The organism is Kitasatospora sp. NPDC050463, from assembly GCF_040655255.1.
Taxonomy (GTDB): Bacteria; Actinomycetota; Actinomycetes; order Streptomycetales; family Streptomycetaceae; genus Kitasatospora.
This window is the reverse complement of the sequence record NZ_JBFAJO010000001.1, coordinates 63915-80352: the sequence shown is the minus strand read 5'-3', so window position 1 is coordinate 80352 and position 16438 is coordinate 63915. Positions and strand designations below refer to the sequence as shown.

Sequence of the window (16438 nt, the reverse complement as noted above, 5' to 3'; positions counted from 1 at the left end):
GTGGGGTTCGGCAACGGCTCATCGTCACAGGTCCGCGCACGTGTGGCGGGTGTGACGCGTGCGGACCGCGCTGTCCGACGCGACCCAGCATAGGTGTCGGGGCGGTTGCTGTCCGCGAGGTGGCCGGATGGCGGACAAGATCACAGGCGCCCCATGTGGTCTGGACCACTTGAGGGCCGCGTGGGTGTCGGACCGGAACCGGGTGGGGATGGATCAAGGTTCACGCTTAGGCTGTGTGGTTATGAGCAAGTCGCCTGGGGAGCGCGAGCGGGGCCGGTCGTTCTGGTGGTGGGAGCGGCGGCGCAGCGCTCTCCTGGACATCGGGCTGGCGGCGCTGGCGGCGCTGGAGTGTGCGGCCAGCGCGGTCGCCTTCCTGGCGCCCCGGGTCCACCTGGGAGTGGTGGCGATCGTCGGGGTCGCGCTGTTCGGCGCGCTGGCGGGCGCCACCCTGGTGCTGCGGCGGCGCTGGCCGGCGGTACCGGTGCTGGTGGCGCTGGTCGCGATGCCCGGGATGCTGGGTGTCGTGCTGCTGACCGTGTCGCTGTACACGCTCGCGGAGACCTGGGAGTGGCCGACCCGGCGCCGACGGGTGGTGGCGCTGTCGGCCCTGGCCTTCGCCGAGGCGGTCGGCGTGATGCTGGTGTCGATGCTCACCCCCTCCGACCTGACGGTCGACGAGCCGCCGCTCTGGGGGCAGGTGCTGCTGGCGGTGCTGGTGGCCGTCGGACTGACCGTGCCGCCGGTGGTGACCGGCCTGTACGTGGGCGCGCGGCGGCGGCTGATCGAGTCGCTCAAGGACCGTGCGCACGGCCTGGAGACCGAGCTGGACCTGCTGGCCGAACAGGCCCGCGAGCGCGCCCGCCGGGCCCGGCTGGAGGAGCGGACCAGGATCGCCCGGGAGATGCACGACGTGGTGGCCCACCGGGTGTCGCTGATGGTGGTGCACGCCGGGGCGCTGGAGCGGATCGTGGCGAAGGATCCGGAGAAGGCGGCGCAGAGCGCCAAGCTGATGGGCGAGGTCGGCCGGCAGGCGCTGAACGAACTGCGCGAGATCCTCGGGGTGCTGCGGATGTCGGACGACTCCGCGCCGGAGCCGGACTCGCTGGTCGCGCTGCCGCGACTGGTCGACCAGTCGCGGGCGGCCGGGATGGCCGTGACCCTGACCGTCAGCGGCGGCCGCCAGGAGTTCACCACAGAGGCCGAGCAGACCGCGTACCGGGTGGTGCAGGAGGGCCTGACCAACGCGCACAAGCACGCCGGTGGCGCACAGGTGTCCGTCCTGCTCGCCTACGCGCCCAACGGCGTGCGGGTCAGCGTGGTGAACGCCTGCCCGGGCGGGGAGCGGACCGCGGCGGCGCTGCCCAGCGGGGGCAACGGACTGGTCGGGATGCGCGAGCGGGTGGTCGCGCTGGGCGGCACCTTCTCGGCGGGGCCGGAGTCGGACGGGGGCTTCCGGGTGGAGGCGGTGCTGCCGTCCCGGCTGGCCGTGCGGGCCGACCGGCTGGCGTGAGACCGCCGGCCGGGGCGGCGCCCCGGCCGAGGGGCGCGGCGGTGTGGGGTGCAGGGCGCGGGGCCGAGCGTGGCGGTGCGGGGCGATCAGCCCTCGTCGGCGGTGCGCAGCCGCTCGGGGGCGGTGCCGAGGACGAGGGCCGTGATCGCCTGGTCGATGCCGTGGCCGAGGAACCACTCGCCGGTGTGGTCCAGGCTGTAGACCCGGCCCTCCTCGTCGACGGCCAGCAGCGCCTGGCCGTACGCCTCCTCGCCGAGCGGGGCCAGCCGGGTGCCCAGGGCGCGGCCGAGGTCGGCCAGGGTGCGCGGCTGGTGGAGACCGCACAGCGGGTCCACCAGGAAGGGCGTGCGGGCCAGCTGGCGGCCCGGGCCGTCGAGGTCGAAGGCGAGGCCGCCGAACTCGGCCCAGGCCTCCACCGCCGCCGGGAACACCGCGTGCCCGACACCGGCCGGGTCGCCGTACGCGGCCAGGGTGTCGGCCCACTCCTCGGCCTGGCCGATCTGCCAGCGGCCGGGGTGCCAGCCGGCCGCCTTGAGCTCGGCGGCGACGTCGGCCGGGAAGCGCGGGCGGGTCCGCAGGGCGGGCTCGCCGAGGGTGCTCGGCGGGGGCGGGGGCGGGCTGGGCGGATTCAGGACGGGCTCCGGTGGCTCGGGGACGGGGGGCGTGCGAGGGCGCGCGATCAGCGGGCGGGCGGGCCGACGGCGACGCTCTGGACGGTGAAGTGCTCCAGCAGCGGCACGCAGGAGCGGCAGGGCGGGGCGTGCGTGCCGTGCGCCGGATCGCCCTCCTCGCGGATCCGCACGGTGGTCAGTCGCGAGCCCTTGAGCGCCTTGCGGGCTTCGGGCAGGCCCATCGGCTTGCGGGCGGCGCGCTTGGAGCGCTTGCCGTCGACCACGGCCAGGTACTGGGAGAGCAGGACGGCCTCCGGGCAGCGGCCGGTGAAGCGCTCGCGGTGCTCCGGCGGCAGCGCGTCCAGGAAGTCGCCGACCAGCGGGTGCAGGGCCGGGCGCCGGGCGGGCTTGTCGCCGGCCAGGGTGTGCACCGCCCCGCCCTTCAGCGACAGGGCGGCGGCGACGGCGGGCAGCAGGCTGTCGCGCTGGTGGCGCAGCACGGGCGGGCCGGCTGGTTCGCCGGTGGTCATACGTCGTCCTCCTCCTGTTTCTCCGCCGGTGGTGGGCTGAGCGGGGTCAGTCCGGGGCAAGCCTGTCAAATGGCACCGACATCCGTACAACCGGGGGGCGGCGGCGGGCGGTCGGCGGTGGCGACCGGCGCGGTGGGCACGCCCGCGTCGGCCGGATCCGCACGTCATCCTCACGACTCGTCCCCGGGTTTCCCGAATCCGCCCCCGGTCGGGGGCGGTGGCCGGTAGCGTGCCAGCAGCGGGCCAAGGGGGTGGCCGAGCCGTGGGGGTCGATCGGCCGGTTCGGCAACACCTTTGCCCGGTACGGCCGTTGAGATCGTCGAAACCGGACCCGAGCTTCCGATGGTCGAGACCGGACCGCGCGTTCCGAAGGTCGAGTCGACGACGAGCAAGGGGGGTCTTGCGATGACGGAGACGGAAACCGCCAACGAGGCGCCCGGCGAGCACGTGCCCACACCGGGCGTGCCGCCGCAGCCGGTACCCGCGCACCCGATCGGGATCGCGGTGGTCGGTGCCGGCTACTGGGGCCCGAACCTGGTCCGCAACGCGCAGCAGACGCCGGCCCTGCGCCTGCACTGGCTCTGCGACCTGGACGAGAGCAAGACCCGGCGGGTGCTGGGGGAGTACAGCACCGTCCGGTCCACCACCTCCTTCGCGCAGGTGCTCGCGGACGAGCGGGTCGGCGCGGTCGCCGTGGCCACGCCCGCCGCCGCGCACTACCGGCTGGTCCGGGCCGCGCTGGAGGCCGGCAAGCACGTCCTGGTGGAGAAGCCGATCACCACCTCCGCCGAGGAGGCCGCCGAGCTGGTGGCACTCGCCGAGGACCGCGGGCTGGTGCTGATGTGCGACCACACCTTCTGCTACACGCCGGTGGTGCGCCGGATCCGGGAGCTGGTGCACGGCGGGGAGATCGGCGACGTCCAGTTCTTCGACTCGGTGCGGATCAACCTCGGGCTGGTCCAGCCGGACGTGGACGTGCTCTGGGACCTCGCCCCGCACGACCTGTCCATCCTGGACTTCGTGCTGCCGCCGGGCGTCGACCCGGTCGGGGTGTCCGCCCAGGGCGCCGACCCGATCGGCGCCGGCCGGGCCTGCGTGGCCTACCTGACGGTCCGGCTGAGCAACGGCGCCCTGGCGCACTGCCACGTCAACTGGCTCTCCCCGACGAAGGTCCGCACCACCCTCATCGGCGGTTCGCGGCGCACCCTGGTCTGGGACGACCTCAACCCGCAGGCCCGGCTCGCGGTGCACGACCGCGGCGTGGACCTCACCCCGCCCGACGAGCTGACCGACGCGATCCGCCACCGGACGCAGATCTCCTACCGGGTCGGCGAGATGGTCGCGCCCGCGCTGGTCGAGCAGGAGGCGCTGCGCAACGTGATGGCCGAGTTCGCCGCCGCCATCACCGAGGGCCGGGCCCCGCTCACCGACGGCCGGTCCGGGCTGCGCGTGCTGCAACTGCTGGAGGCCGCCTCGCTCAGTCTGGAACTCGGCGGTGCCACCGTCCCGGTGGGCGCCGGTCTCGACGACGCTGTGCCGATCAACCGACTGTCCGACGCACACGAGAGGGCCGCCGCGCGGTGAACGCTGTACAGATCGAGGGCTCCCGCTGCCTGGTCACGGGTGGCGCCGGCACCATCGGCTCCACCGTGGTCGACCAGCTGATCGAGGCGGGCGCCCGCGAGGTGATCGTGCTCGACAACTTCGTCCGCGGCCGCGGGGCCAACCTGGCGTACGCCCAGGAGATCGCCGCACCCGGGCAGCTGCGGGTGGTGGACGGCGACATCCGCGACCGCGGCCTCCTGCGCGACCTGCTGGACCCCGGCACCGACCTGCTGTTCCACCTGGCCGCGATCCGGATCACCCAGTGCGCCACCGAGCCCCGGCTCGCGCTGGAGATCATGGTGGACGGCACCTTCGACGTGGTCGAGGCCGCCGCGGAGGTCGGCGTCGGCAAGGTGATCGCCTCCTCCACCGCCTCCGTCTACGGCCTCGCCGACGTCTTCCCGACGCCCGAGACCCAGCACCCGTACCACAACGACACCCTGTACGGGGCGGCCAAGGTCTTCAACGAGGGCCTGCTGCGCAGCTTCCACGCCATGGCCGGCCTGGACTACGTCGCGCTCCGGTACTTCAACGTGTACGGACCCCGGATGGACGTCCACGGCAAGTACACCGAGGTGTTCATCCGCTGGATGGAGCGGATCGCCGCCGGGCAGCCGCCGCTGATCTTCGGCGACGGCGCGCAGACCATGGACTTCGTCTACACCGAGGACATCGCCCGGGCCAACCTGCTGGCCGCCGCGGCGCCCGTCACCGACCGGGTCTACAACATCGCCAGCAGCACCGAGGTCTCGCTGCGCGGCCTGGCCGACGCCCTGCTCACCGCGATGGACCGCACCGACCTGGACGTCGAGCACGGCCCCGCCCGGGGCACGGCCGGCGGCGTGGTCCGGCGCCTGGCGGACATCACCGCCGCCGAGCGCGACCTCGACTGGAAGCCCGAACTGGGCCTCCACGACGGCCTGCGCAGGCTGGTCGCCTGGTGGCGCGAGCAGTAGTCCCCCTCGTCTGCACGGCAGTTCGGAGTACACCTGTGTCCACCATCCCCGTCATGATCCCCTGGCTCGGCGAGGAGGAGGCCCTCGCCGCCGCCGAGGCCGTCCGCTCCGGCTGGGTGGCCCAGGGCCCCCGGGTCGCCGAGTTCGAGCGGGCCTTCGCCGAGCACCTCGGGGTGCCGCACGCCGTCGCGGTCTCCTCCTGCACCACCGCCCTGCACCTGGCGCTGGTCGGCGCCGGCGTCGGGCCGGGCGACGAGGTAGTCGTCCCCTCGCTCTCCTTCGTCGCCACCGCCAACGCCGTCACCTACGTCGGTGCCGTCCCGGTCTTCGCCGACGTGGACGCCACCACCGGCAACCTCACCCCCGCCACCGTCGAACCGCTGCTCACCGAGCGGACCAGAGCCGTGATCGCGGTCGACCAGGGCGGTGTCCCGGTCGACCTGGACGGGCTGCGGGAGCTGGTCGAGCCGCGCGGCGCCACCGTGGTCGAGGACGCCGCCTGCGCGGCCGGCTCGCTCCACCGGGGCCGGCCGGTGGGCAGCACGGCCGCGCTCGCCGCCTACTCCTTCCACCCGCGCAAGCTGCTCACCACCGGCGAGGGCGGCATGGTCACCTGCCAGGACGGCGCGCTCGCCGCCCGGCTGCGCCGGCTGCGCGAGCACGGGATGAGCGTCTCGGCCGCCGACCGGCATGCCGCGAAGGGCGGGGCCGGCCGGCTGGAGACGTACGACGAGATCGGCTTCAACTACCGGATGACCGACATCCAGGCGGCGATCGGCCTGGTGCAGCTGCGCAAGCTGGCGGCCATGGTCGCCCGGCGGCGCGAACTCGCCGAGCGGTACCGGGAGCGGCTGGCCGGTACCGGCGCCCGGCTGGTGGCGGACCCGGCGCACGGCCGCACCAACTACCAGTCCTGCTGGCTGCTGCTGCCGGACACCGCCCGCGACAGCCGCACGGTGCTGGGCGACCTCGCCGCCGCGGGCGTCTCCGCCCGGCGCGGCATCATGGCGGCCCATCTGGAAGCGCCGTACAAGGGCACCGCCCGGGTGCCGCTGCCCGCCACCGAGCTGCTCACCCGCCGCTCGCTGATCCTGCCGCTCTACCACGCGCTCACCGAGCAGCAGCAGGACCGGGTGGTCGACGCCCTGCGGGCGGCCCTCGGCTGAGCCGGGCCGCCGGGCCGCCGGGGGCAGCCCGCCTGCGCCCGGATCCGCTCGCGGGCGGGCCCCGGGCCGTCGCCGCCGTACGCCCGCTCCGATCCGCCGAGCCGCCGATCCGCCGAGCCGCCGAGCCGCCGAGACGCCGAGCCGCCGAGACGCCGAGCCGCCGAGACGCCCCAGGGGAGAACAGGATGACCACCGACCAGTCCTTCGATCAGCCCGTCGATCAGCGTGGGGACCAGCCCGTACCGCTGGTGGACCTGAAGGCCGCGCACGCCGAGGTGGCGGTCGAGGTCCGGGCCGGCTTCGACCGGGTGCTCGCCACCGGCGGTTACATCAAGGGCCCCGAGACGGCCGGCTTCGAGGAGGAGTACGCGGCCTTCTCCGGCGTCCGGCACTGCGTCGGCGCCGCCAACGGCACCGACGCGCTCGAACTGGCCCTGCGCGCCCTCGACCTGCGGCCCGGCGGCGGCGTGGTGCTCCCCGCCAACACCTTCGTCGCCACCGCCGAGGCCGTGGTCCGGGCCGGACTGCGTCCGGTGCTGGTCGACGCCGACCCGGACCACCTGCTGATCGACCCCGAGCGTGTGGCCGACGCACTGCCCGGCGCCGTCGCGCTGCTGCCCGTCCACCTCAACGGGCAGCTCGCCCCGATGGCCCCGCTGCTGGAGCTGGCCGCCGGCCGGCCCGTGGTGGAGGACGCCGCGCAGTCCCAGGGCGCCCGGCAGCACGGCCGTGCCCTCCACGGGCTGATCTCCGCCACCAGCTTCTACCCCGGCAAGAACCTCGGCGCCTACGGGGACGCGGGCGCCGTCGTCACCGACGACGACGGGCTGGCCGCCGCCGTCCGGCTGATCGGCGACCACGGCTCGGGCCGCAAGTACGAGCACGAGCGGTTCGGCTTCAACTCCCGGATGGACGCGCTGCAGGCCGTCGTGCTGCGGGCCAAGCTGCGCCGGCTGCCCGCCTGGAACGAGGCCCGCCGCGCCGCCGCCGGGCGCTACCACCGGCTGCTCGCCGGGTTCGACGGCCTCACCCTGCCGCGGTCCGCGCCCGGCAACGAGCACGTCTGGCACCTGTACGCGGTCCGGATCGGACCGGGCCGGGACCGCGACGCGGTCCTCGCCGCGTTGCAGGCCGCGGGGATCGGCGCCGGCGTCCACTATCCCGTGCCGGTCCACCTGCAGCCCGCGTTCCGCCACCTCGGGCACGGGGTGGGTGCGTTCCCGGTGGCCGAGCGGGCCGCCCGCGAACTGCTCACCCTGCCGCTCTACCCGCAGATCACCGAGGGTCAGCAGGAACGCGTCGCCGAGGCGTTGGCCAAGGCGCTCGCCGCCTGAGCCCTCCGAGCCCGCTGTGCCCGTGGTCCCCGCCCGCTGTCCCGGCCGGTGCTCCCGCTCGTGCGGTGTCCCCCGGGCGGGGGGCCGGGGCGCGGGGCGACCCCCTACCCTGGTGTCCAGCAAGCGCACCGAATTTGCAGCAGCCAGTGGGGGCTCCCAGATGACGACAGGTCGGCCCGGCGTCGCCGCCGCGCCTAACGCGGCGTACGCAGGTCAGGTGGTGCAGTTCCCGGACCCGGTCCGCGCGGAGCGGCACCCCGCCGGGGTCCGGGTGGACGAGCACGGCCACCCGGACTTCGGCCCGTACGCGGCCGCCGCGGCCGAGGTCGCCGACCCGCCGCCGGGCTTCGGCGTCGACGAACTGCGGCTGACCGACTACGTCTCGGCCAACGCCGCGCAGTTCACCCAGGGCCATCCGCTCTGGGCCGACCTGGAGACCGCCGTCGCGACCCCGCCCGGCTGGACCTGGCACCACGCGGTCGGCCGGGCGGCGCCCGGCTGGCGGCGGATGGAGCTCGTCCCGGTCGAGGTCAAGGCGCTGCTGCGGCACCACGGCGGGCTGGCCGCCTCCACCGCCGACCACGGCCGCCGCGGCACCCGACCGCTGCAGGAGCGCCGGCCGGTGCACTTCTCGCTCGCCAGGGACGGCAGCGACCCGATCGGTGTCCCCGAGGACCTGGTGCAGCGGGCCGAGGAGCGCCTCGGCTACCGGCTGCCCGGCGCGTACCGAACCTTCCTCAAGCTCGCCGGCGGCCGGGCCCCGGTCGGCGTGGCGCTCGGCCCCGAGCTCGGGTTGCTGCTCGACCAGCCGTTCCTGACCCTCAGCGAGGAGTACGGCACCGAGGACGTCGTCTACGCCAACAAGTGCCTGCGCGACCACCTCACCAAGGACTACCTGGGCATCGCCTACGCCCAGGGCGGCATCGTGGCGCTCAAGGTGCGCGGCGACCGGATCGGCTCGGTCTGGTTCTGCCTCTACGACGACGCCCGCGACGACGGCGCCCCCGAGGCGCCCGAGGAGCGGGTCGCCCGGCTGCTGCTGCCCTGCGGCGAGGACTTCGACGACTTCCTGCTCCGGTTGGCCGGCAGTCCGCCGGAGCTGGAGACGGTCGCGGAGCTGATGGTGGACGGCGGCTTCGCCCGCGCCGTGCCGGTGGGCTGACGTGGCCCGTACGGCTCCGGCGGCGGCGGTGGTGGTAGCGGAACAAGCGGGGACGAAGGGGACAGGGGTGATCCGGGCGTGGTGACGTACGCGCAGGCACAGGAGCTCGCCGACGAGTGGATCAACGGCGGGGTGCCGCGTTCGCAGCAGCGCGAGGTACGGGTCCGGGAGTTCGACCTGGGCTTCGTCTGCTGGGCGGTGCAGCCCGTGGAGGGCGCGGCCGGTGATTCCGGCGGCCGGGCCGACGGCTCCGACGGGGCGGGTGGTCCGGCGGGTCCGGGCGGCTCGGCGGGTGAGGCGCGGCTGGTGATCGCCCGGGACTCCGGCGCCAGCACGCTCTGGCCCGCGCTGCCGGTCAACGAGGTGGTCCGGCAGTACGAGGAGGTCTACGGGCGGCCGGTCGCGGCCAACCCGGCCGGGGCGGCGAAGCCCGCGCCCGGTCCGGTCGAGGCGACGTCGTTCCTGCTCAGCCCGCCGCAGTGGCTCCAGGAGGCGGGCGCCGCGGCGATCGCCGCCGAGGCCGAGCGGCTCGGGGCCCCGGCCCCGGCTCCCGCTCCTCCCGTCGTGCCCGCGCCGGCCCCCGCCGTCGCGCCGGTCGCGCCGGTCGCGCCGGTGGGGCCCGAGGCCGTACCGGCGCCCGCGCTGCTGACCACGCCGCCGGTCTCCGAACGCCCGGCCGGGGACGCGCCGACCATGCTGGCCCCGCCGCCCGGTCACGGCGGACCGCCGCCGATGGCCCCTCACGTCGCTCCGCCGGCGCCCGACACGCCGCTCGCTCCGCCGGTTGCCGCCGCCCCGCCGGCGCCCGACACGCCGCTCGCTCCGCCGGTTGCCGCCGCCCCGCCGGCGGCCCCCGTCCGGCAGACCGGTGGCGCCGAGGCGGCGACGGTGCTGCTGCCCGACGGTCTGCGGACCAACGGCGCAGGTCTGCCCGGCGAGGCCCGGCCCGGTGCCGAGGCGGCCACCGTGCTGCTGCCCGAGAGCGGCTACGGCATGGCCCCGGTGCCACCCGCCGCCGTGCCGGAGGCCGAGCAGGCCCCGACCATGCTGGCGCCGCCGGACGGCCTGCCCGGCCTGATGGGGCTGCCCGGCGCGCCCGGCCCCGGTGCGCCGGTTCCTGGTGCGCCGGCGACCCCGCCGCCGGGTGGTCCCGGCGTCGAACACGCCGCGACCATGCTGGCCTCGCCGGACTCGCTGCCCGGCCTGATGGGCCTGCCCGGTGCGCCCGGCCCCGGTGCGCCCGGCCCCGGCGCGCCCGCCGCCCCGGCCGCCGACGCCTCGCACGGGGGGCTCGGCCGGGGTTCGGCCTCGGTGCCCCCGCCGCCCCCGCCGGCCGCCCTGCGCGGCGGCTCGGCCGCTCCGGGCGGAGCACCGGTCTCCCCCGGCCGGGGTTCGGCCTCCGCTCCGCCGCCGCCCCCGCCGGGCGAGCTGCGGCAGTCTCCCGGCGCGGGTGCCCCCGCCGCCGCGGGCGGTCGCGGCGCGGGCGGGGCCCCGCCGCCCCCGCCGCCGGCCGGCCTGCGGGACGCCGGCGCCCCGCCCGCGCCGCCCGTCGCGGGCACGCCCGGCGCCGGGGTCGCGTACGAGCGCACCCAGCTGGCGGGCGCGATCGACCCCGCGCTGCTCGGCGGCGTCCCGGCCGATCCCGGTACCCCGCCGTCCGGCGGCCCGGCCGTGCCGCCCCCGCCCGGCCCCGGCGCGCCCGCGGCCGGCTACGGCTACCCCGGCGCGGCCTCTCCCGTCGCCCCGGCTCCCGCCCCCGCGGCGGCCGTCCCGCCGGCGCCGGCGCCGGTCCCCGGTCCGCCGCAGGGTGCCCCGGTGCCGCCCGGCGTGCCCGCCGTCGGTCCCGGCTACTTCGCCGCGCTCAGCTACCGCGGCCCGGACGGCTCCGAGCAGAAGCTGCTGCACCGCAGCGAGCCGGGCACCCCGCACCCGGAGTGGAAGATCCTGCAGGACCTGCGCCGGCTGAACGTGCCGCCGGAGCAGGTGCTGGAGCTCTACACCGAGCTGGAGTCCTGCGATCTGCCGGGCGGCTACTGCAACCGGATGATCGCCGCCTCCTGGCCGAACGTCCGGCTCACCCACACCGCCGACTACGGCCGGGACCACCACTCCCGGCAGGCCGGCATGGCGCAGCTGCTCGACCACCTGGACGAACTGCACCAGCTGGCCTCGGGTGCCCAGCGGGTCCGCCCGTTCCGGGTGCCGCTGCCCGCCCCGGGCACCGTCCCGCCGCTGCCGCCGATCGCCCCGCAGCAGCTCGGGCAGGAGCTGGGGCAGGCCTTCGGCCCGAACGTGTTCCTCTTCGAGCAGCGGGCTGTCTCCCGCCAGGGCGTCCCCGAGCCGGTGGCGCAGACCCTGATGTGGGCGGGCCTGCCGCGCGAGTTCGGGCCCTTCTTCTGGGCCCAGGCGCAGGAGGGCCGCCCGATCCCGACGCTCGCCGAGCTGGCCGCCGAGCGCGGTCTGGCCGGCGGCCCGGACTTCGGCGGCTACCTGGTGCTCGGCAACGACTACGGCCGCCAGCTCTGCGTGCAGTACGGCACGGCACACGTGGTCGCGGTGGACATCGACGGAACCGGGGAGCCGCCGCGGTTCGTCAACAGTGGTGTACCGGAGTTCGTCCGCGCCCTGGCCCTGCTGGGCCGGATGTGGCGGCTGCGGTACGGGCTGACCCCGGACCAGGCCGGTCGCTGGACGACCGACTTCCAGGCTCAGCTCGCCGCGATCGACCCGGCGGCCCTGCAGTCGGCGGACACCTGGTGGGCCGTCCTCCTGGAGCAGTTCTGGGACGGCCTGTTGTAGCGGGCCGGCTCGGATCCGTGCAGGTGAAAGGGGTCGTTCCGGTGTCCGGAACGACCCCTTCGGCGTGCCGTCGCGGCTCTGCCTCGTTGGGGTTTCGCCCTGATCTGCGCAAAATAGGTCAAGAGGATGGGTCTATTCGTCCACTCCTCGCCGCATTCCGATCCGTACGACCTCCAAATCCGGACCGGCTTCCGGATCCGGTTCCCGATCCGTCCGTTCCGTCCGATCATGGGCTCCGCAGCCCGCGACACGAGGGGAAGAGCCCATGAGCGATGCCGTCCCCCAGCACGGCTTCACCGCTGCCCGGCGTGGATACGCGCCCGAGCAGGTCGACCGAGCCCTGACCGCGCTCACCGCCCAACGCGACGAGGCGTGGGAACGGCTGAGCGTGCTGGGCGCCGGAATCCGGGAGATGGAGCGGCGCCTGGCCGACATCCGGCAGGCCGCCGCCGATGCCCCGGACCCGGACTACCAGGTGCTCAGCGAGCAGGCCGCCGGACTGGCCACGATGGCCGCCAACGAGGCCAAGGCGGTCCGGGAGGCCGCCGAGCGGTTCGCCGAGGACCTCCGTGACGAGGTCTACGAGGCCGGCCAGGCGCGCGGTCAGGCCGCGAAGGAGTACGCCGCCACCACCCGCGCCGAGGCCGACCAGGCCGCCCGGCGCACCGACGAACGGACCCGCGCCGAGGCCGAGGCGATCCGGGCCGACGCCGACCGCGAGACCCGGGCCCTGCGGGACGCCGCCACGGCCCACGCCGCCAAGGTGCGGGTCGCCGCGGCCGAGGCCTCCGAGCTGGCCGAGGCCAAGCTGGCCGAGCTGCGCCGGGAGGCCGACGAGACCTTGGCGGCGGCCGCGGCCAAGGCCGACGCCGAGGACGCCGAGATGTCGGCGACCGCGGAGCGCCGGCTCAAGGAGGCCGAGCAGTACCGGGACACCGTGCTCGGACAGATCAAGCAGTCGGACGCCGAGGCGCAGGCCCGGGCGGACCAGCTGATCGAGCAGGCCCGGCGCGAGGCCGAGGCGATCAACGCGGCGAGCGAGCGCGAGCAGCGTGAGTTCGCCGTCAGGCAGGAGACGGTGCAGAAGCACCTGGACCACATCAAGGGCACCCTCGCCTCGCTCACCGGCGCGGCGGTCGGCGCGATCGAGCCGGCCGAGGCCGCCGGGGCGACCGAGGGTCCGGACGACGGCGCGCCGGCGGTGGACTCCGAGGCGGACACCGGCGAGATCGCGGTGGCGAGCCTGCGCAAGGCCGTCGCGGTGGGCGGCGGCCAGGCAGTCGGCGCCGACACGGCAACGGCGGTGCTGCCGGTCACCGCGGGCCCGGTCACCTCGGGCCCGGTGGGCTCCGAGGCGGGTCCGTTCGACGCCACCCCCACGGACGCCGCGCCGGCCGACTCGGTGGAGGCCGCCCCGGTTGCCCCGGTTGCCCCGGGCGCCCCGGCCGCTGCCCCGGCCGCCGTCGAAGCGGTCACCACCGGGCCGGTCAGCCCCGGACCGGTGCCACCCCGGCCGGCCACCCCGCCGAGCGGGTCGACCGCGACCGGCGCCGCGGCCGCCGCGCAGGGCCGGGCGGGGGACGACGAGACCCGGATCATTCCGAAGATCGTGATCGTCGACGACGGCAGCGACTACGCCACGCCGAACACGGTGGGTCTCAACCGGCGGCGCTGAGCCGCCGAGGCCCCTCGGCCCGTGCGGACGCCCCTCGGGGGTCGCACGGGCCGGGGCGCCGGACCCGCCGGGCGTCTCACGAGAGCGGCCTCTCACGAGAGCGAAGGCCCCTCACGAGCGAAGGCGCCTCACCCGCCGCCGGCCACCAGTCGGCTGAGTTTCGCGTCCTGGGCCCTGACCGCCTCCTGTTGGGCGGTCAGGGCCTGTGCGTTCCGGTCGATCTGCTGACGCTGGTAGCCGGCCAGGACGGCGAACCAGATCCCCGCCAGATTGCTCCGGAGCGTGCAGTCGGCGTCGGCGCGGGCCGTCGCCAGCTCGCTCGGGGTGATCTCCGCGACGCCCCGGTACCGCTCCGGCAGGGCCGCCGGGTCGTCCGCCCGGAAGCCGGCCGCGGCCATGCAGGCGGACCAGTCCCCGGTCGCCGAGGTCACCCGGGCGTCGCGGCCGGTCGCCCCGATCGATTCGTCGAAGAGCCGGCCGACCAGCTCGGCGCCCGGCCCCGGCGGTGAGCCGATCCGCTCCGCCGCCTGTCGGTCGCAGTCGACCCGGGCGGTGTCGTAGGCCTCGCCGGAGCCGGCCGCCGGTGCCGTCGGCCGGGGCAGTGCCCGCTTCGGTGGGTGGAACCCCTGGACGGCGGCGACCTCGGCCCCGAGATACCCCCAGGAGCCGGCCGGCAGGGCCGTCGCGTTGTCCGGGGCCTGCGCGCTCTGCAGGCCGTCGCCGCCGAATCCGGTGAATCCGGCCCGCTGCATACAGGAGACGACCAGCATATTCCTGGCCTGAATCTCTTTCACGGCCACCTGGTCATTGGCCTGGTAAGCGGAAAGCGGCAGTCCGGTCATTCCGGCGCGTCCGGATTCCGGAGGTTTCGGCGTGCCGATCGCCGGGGGCGTCGACAGGTATTCCGCCGAACTGTCCCGGGAAGGGCCGGCGCAGCCTGCGGAAATGGCCGACAGCATGGCCGCCAGAGTGATGGCGGTGAATCGCCCGAAATGTGGTGGACGTGCCAATCGTCTGCTCCGATCCTGAGGCACGGCAAGCGTGTTCGGACCCTAGCGCATTCCGCTTCGCCCCGGTCCGGCAGACTCTCCCGGGGTTTCGGCTTGGCCGGAAAACAGCTGTTCGACAGCAGGTCCTCATGTAAATCTCTGGAGTCGCAACTGCTGTCGATGGAGGGGTTTCATGATTCGCCGCACAAATCCCGCAAATCCCCGCAGGGATCGCCGTACCGGAAATGTCCAGGCCCGTCGGATCGGTGCCGTCGCCCTTCTCGCCGCGGCTGCGGCCGCACTCCTGCCGACGACCGGCGCGAACGCGGTGAGCAGGGTCGACTGCGGAAACCGCACCGATTTCGCGAAGGTGTACAACTACGGCTACAGCAGCCGGCTCTGTTTCGCGAATGACGGCTGGATGTCCGTCCGGATCTACAACGTCGACCGGATCGACGCGGGCAACAACCGGGTCATCACCTATCTGGGGGGTGGCCTCGGCTCCTGGACGGTCTTCAACTGGGAGCAGTACGACTTCAACGGCAACCAGGGCCATCAGGTGACGATGTACGACATCAATCTCTCCCGCTGGTAGCCGCGGTAGCCGCCGGTGGCCGGAGCGGGCCCGACTCATGTGCGCGGTGCCGGGCGGGTGCGGACGCCCGGCACCGCGTTCGCGCCTGTCGACCGCTCCTACAGCACCTCGACCGCCGCGCCCGCGAGTCGGCGCCGGCAGTCCAGTACGTACCGGGAGTGCGTGGCGACGGCCGCGTAGTCGAAGTCGTCGTGGTCGGCGAGCAGCACCACCGCGTCGGCCGCGGCCAGCTCCTCCGGCGTCGCCTCCACCCGGCGGACGGCGGCGAACGGGTCGCCGTGCGGGTCCAGCTCGGCGGCCCGCTGCCCGGGGATCACCGGCTCCGGGACGTGCACCCCGACGACCACGTGCGGGTCGGCGGCCCTGACCTCGGCGCCCATCCGGGTCAGCAGCTCGGCGACCCGGGCGGCCGGGGTCTCCCGGGCGTCGCCGGTGTTCTTCTTGTAGGCGAGCCCGAGCAGCAGGATCCGGGAGCCCTTGACGGAGCGCTGCCGCTCGTTCAGCGCCTCGGCGAGCCGGCGTACCACGTAGTCGGGCATGTGGCTGTTCACGTCGTTGGCCAGCTCGACGAAGCGGAACGACTGACCGAGCGCCCGCTCCACCCGCCAGGACAGGTAGGAGGGGTCGATCGGCAGGCAGTGCCCGCCGACCCCCGGCCCCGGGGTGAAGCGCAGATAGCCGAACGGCTTGGTCGAGGCGGCGTCGATCGCCTCCCAGACGTCGATGCCGAGGTCGTGCGCGAACATCGCCAGCTCGTTGACCAGCGCGATGTTCACATGGCGGAAGGTGTTCTCCAGGAGCTTGGTCAGCTCGGCCTCCTTGCAGGACGAGACCGGTACCGTCCGCTCGACCAGCCGACCGTAGAAGCCCTCGACCGCCGCCAGCGCCGCCGGATCGACGCCGGAGACCACTTTCGGGGTGTTCTCCAGCCGCCAGGTCGGGTTGCCCGGGTCGATCCGTTCGGGGCTGTAGCCGAGGTGGAAGTCGCGGCCGGCGGTCAGCCCCGACCCCTCCTCCAGCAACGGTGCGAGCAGTTCCTCGGTGGTGCCCGGGTAGGTGGTGGACTCCAGGACCACCGTCGCCCCCGGGCGCAGGTGCTTGGCGAGCAGCCGGGCCGAGGCCTCGATGAAGGAGAGGTCGGGCACCCCGTCGCGCAGCGGCGTCGGTACGGTGATCACCGCGATGTCGAAGCCGGCCACGTCGGCCGGGTCGGCCGACGGCAGGTAGGCGCCGCTCTCCAGCAGCGGCCGCAGCCGCGCGGCCGGGATGTCCTCGACGTAGGACTCGCCGACGGCCAGCCGTTTGATCCGGCGCTCGTCCACGTCGTAGCCGACCACCCGGTAGCCCACCTCGGCCGCCCGGACCGCCAGTGGCAGCCCCACATAGCCCTGACCTGCGATGACAACGCGCATGACGAAGAACCCCCTCCATCGCGACGCCCCCTGGTCCCCTCCGGGGCATCCCCACACGGTCTTCACCACAGGGTAGGGAGCGCCGCCGGGCCGC

At 75.2% G+C, this 16438-nt stretch carries 13 protein-coding genes; 9 read left to right on the top strand and 4 right to left on the bottom strand.

Annotated elements, in window-relative coordinates:
• The first annotated feature begins 241 nt into the window (after positions 1–241).
• Complete coding sequence (locus AB0J08_RS00325) at positions 242–1510, top strand: histidine kinase (protein ID WP_360624353.1); 1269 nt, start codon at positions 242–244, stop codon at positions 1508–1510.
• An 86-nt stretch (positions 1511–1596) separates the two neighbouring features.
• Here AB0J08_RS00325 and AB0J08_RS00320 read toward each other — a convergent pair whose 3' ends face one another.
• Positions 1597–2088, bottom strand: a complete 492-nt coding sequence (locus AB0J08_RS00320; protein ID WP_360625131.1) for an SUKH-3 domain-containing protein — start codon at positions 2086–2088, stop codon at positions 1597–1599.
• Positions 2089–2189: 101 nt separating this feature from the next.
• Entirely contained in the window at positions 2190–2651 is a 462-nt protein-coding gene (locus AB0J08_RS00315) for a YwqJ-related putative deaminase (protein ID WP_360624350.1), read from the bottom strand.
• A 405-nt stretch (positions 2652–3056) separates the two neighbouring features.
• Here AB0J08_RS00315 and AB0J08_RS00310 point away from each other — a divergent pair, with 405 nt between their 5' ends.
• From AB0J08_RS00310 to AB0J08_RS00280, 7 genes are all read left to right on the top strand, one after another.
• Positions 3057–4235, top strand: a complete 1179-nt coding sequence (locus AB0J08_RS00310) for a Gfo/Idh/MocA family oxidoreductase (RefSeq protein ID WP_360624347.1) — start codon at positions 3057–3059, stop codon at positions 4233–4235.
• Positions 4232–5212: an NAD-dependent epimerase/dehydratase family protein gene (locus AB0J08_RS00305; RefSeq protein ID WP_360624344.1), complete on the top strand. Its 981-nt coding sequence runs from the start codon at positions 4232–4234 to the stop codon at positions 5210–5212. Before AB0J08_RS00310 ends, AB0J08_RS00305 begins: the two co-directional genes overlap by 4 nt.
• 53 nt (positions 5213–5265) lie before the next feature.
• Positions 5266–6378: a DegT/DnrJ/EryC1/StrS family aminotransferase gene (locus tag AB0J08_RS00300; protein ID WP_360624341.1), complete on the top strand. Its 1113-nt coding sequence runs from the start codon at positions 5266–5268 to the stop codon at positions 6376–6378.
• Positions 6379–6563: 185 nt separating this feature from the next.
• Positions 6564–7712, top strand: a complete 1149-nt coding sequence (locus tag AB0J08_RS00295; protein WP_360624338.1) for a DegT/DnrJ/EryC1/StrS family aminotransferase — start codon at positions 6564–6566, stop codon at positions 7710–7712.
• A gap of 160 nt (positions 7713–7872) precedes the next feature.
• Positions 7873–8874, top strand: a complete 1002-nt coding sequence (locus AB0J08_RS00290) for an SMI1/KNR4 family protein (protein WP_360624335.1) — start codon at positions 7873–7875, stop codon at positions 8872–8874.
• Between the two features lie 78 nt (positions 8875–8952).
• Positions 8953–11673, top strand: coding sequence for an SUKH-4 family immunity protein (locus AB0J08_RS00285; RefSeq protein ID WP_360624332.1), 2721 nt, complete (start codon positions 8953–8955; stop codon positions 11671–11673).
• Positions 11674–11938: 265 nt separating this feature from the next.
• On the top strand, positions 11939–13348 hold the full coding sequence (locus AB0J08_RS00280) for a hypothetical protein (RefSeq protein WP_360624329.1): 1410 nt from the start codon (positions 11939–11941) through the stop codon (positions 13346–13348).
• Between the two features lie 128 nt (positions 13349–13476).
• Here the strand turns inward: AB0J08_RS00280 and AB0J08_RS00275 are convergent, their stop codons facing one another.
• Positions 13477–14100 (bottom strand): hypothetical protein, encoded by a 624-nt coding sequence (locus tag AB0J08_RS00275; protein WP_360624326.1) that lies wholly within the window; start codon positions 14098–14100, stop codon positions 13477–13479.
• Between the two features lie 430 nt (positions 14101–14530).
• Here AB0J08_RS00275 and AB0J08_RS00270 point away from each other — a divergent pair, with 430 nt between their 5' ends.
• Positions 14531–14932, top strand: coding sequence for a beta/gamma crystallin domain-containing protein (locus AB0J08_RS00270; protein ID WP_360624323.1), 402 nt, complete (start codon positions 14531–14533; stop codon positions 14930–14932).
• Between the two features lie 98 nt (positions 14933–15030).
• Here AB0J08_RS00270 and AB0J08_RS00265 read toward each other — a convergent pair whose 3' ends face one another.
• Positions 15031–16344, bottom strand: coding sequence for a nucleotide sugar dehydrogenase (locus tag AB0J08_RS00265; protein WP_360624320.1), 1314 nt, complete (start codon positions 16342–16344; stop codon positions 15031–15033).
• Positions 16345–16438 lie beyond the last annotated feature (94 nt).

What these genes read in the sequence shown, in the direction of transcription:
- AB0J08_RS00290 (WP_360624335.1), top strand. Translation starts at nt 7,873, where the DNA reads ATGACGACAGGTCGGCCCGGCGTCGCCGCCGCGCCTAACGCGGCGTAC.
- AB0J08_RS00265 (WP_360624320.1), bottom strand. Translation starts at nt 16,344, where the DNA reads ATGCGCGTTGTCATCGCAGGTCAGGGCTATGTGGGGCTGCCACTGGCG.
- AB0J08_RS00325 (WP_360624353.1), top strand. Translation starts at nt 242, where the DNA reads ATGAGCAAGTCGCCTGGGGAGCGCGAGCGGGGCCGGTCGTTCTGGTGG.
- AB0J08_RS00315 (WP_360624350.1), bottom strand. Translation starts at nt 2,651, where the DNA reads ATGACCACCGGCGAACCAGCCGGCCCGCCCGTGCTGCGCCACCAGCGC.
- AB0J08_RS00295 (WP_360624338.1), top strand. Translation starts at nt 6,564, where the DNA reads ATGACCACCGACCAGTCCTTCGATCAGCCCGTCGATCAGCGTGGGGAC.
- AB0J08_RS00300 (WP_360624341.1), top strand. Translation starts at nt 5,266, where the DNA reads ATGATCCCCTGGCTCGGCGAGGAGGAGGCCCTCGCCGCCGCCGAGGCC.
- AB0J08_RS00270 (WP_360624323.1), top strand. Translation starts at nt 14,531, where the DNA reads ATGATTCGCCGCACAAATCCCGCAAATCCCCGCAGGGATCGCCGTACC.
- AB0J08_RS00280 (WP_360624329.1), top strand. Translation starts at nt 11,939, where the DNA reads ATGAGCGATGCCGTCCCCCAGCACGGCTTCACCGCTGCCCGGCGTGGA.
- AB0J08_RS00310 (WP_360624347.1), top strand. Translation starts at nt 3,057, where the DNA reads ATGACGGAGACGGAAACCGCCAACGAGGCGCCCGGCGAGCACGTGCCC.
- AB0J08_RS00275 (WP_360624326.1), bottom strand. Translation starts at nt 14,100, where the DNA reads ATGCAGCGGGCCGGATTCACCGGATTCGGCGGCGACGGCCTGCAGAGC.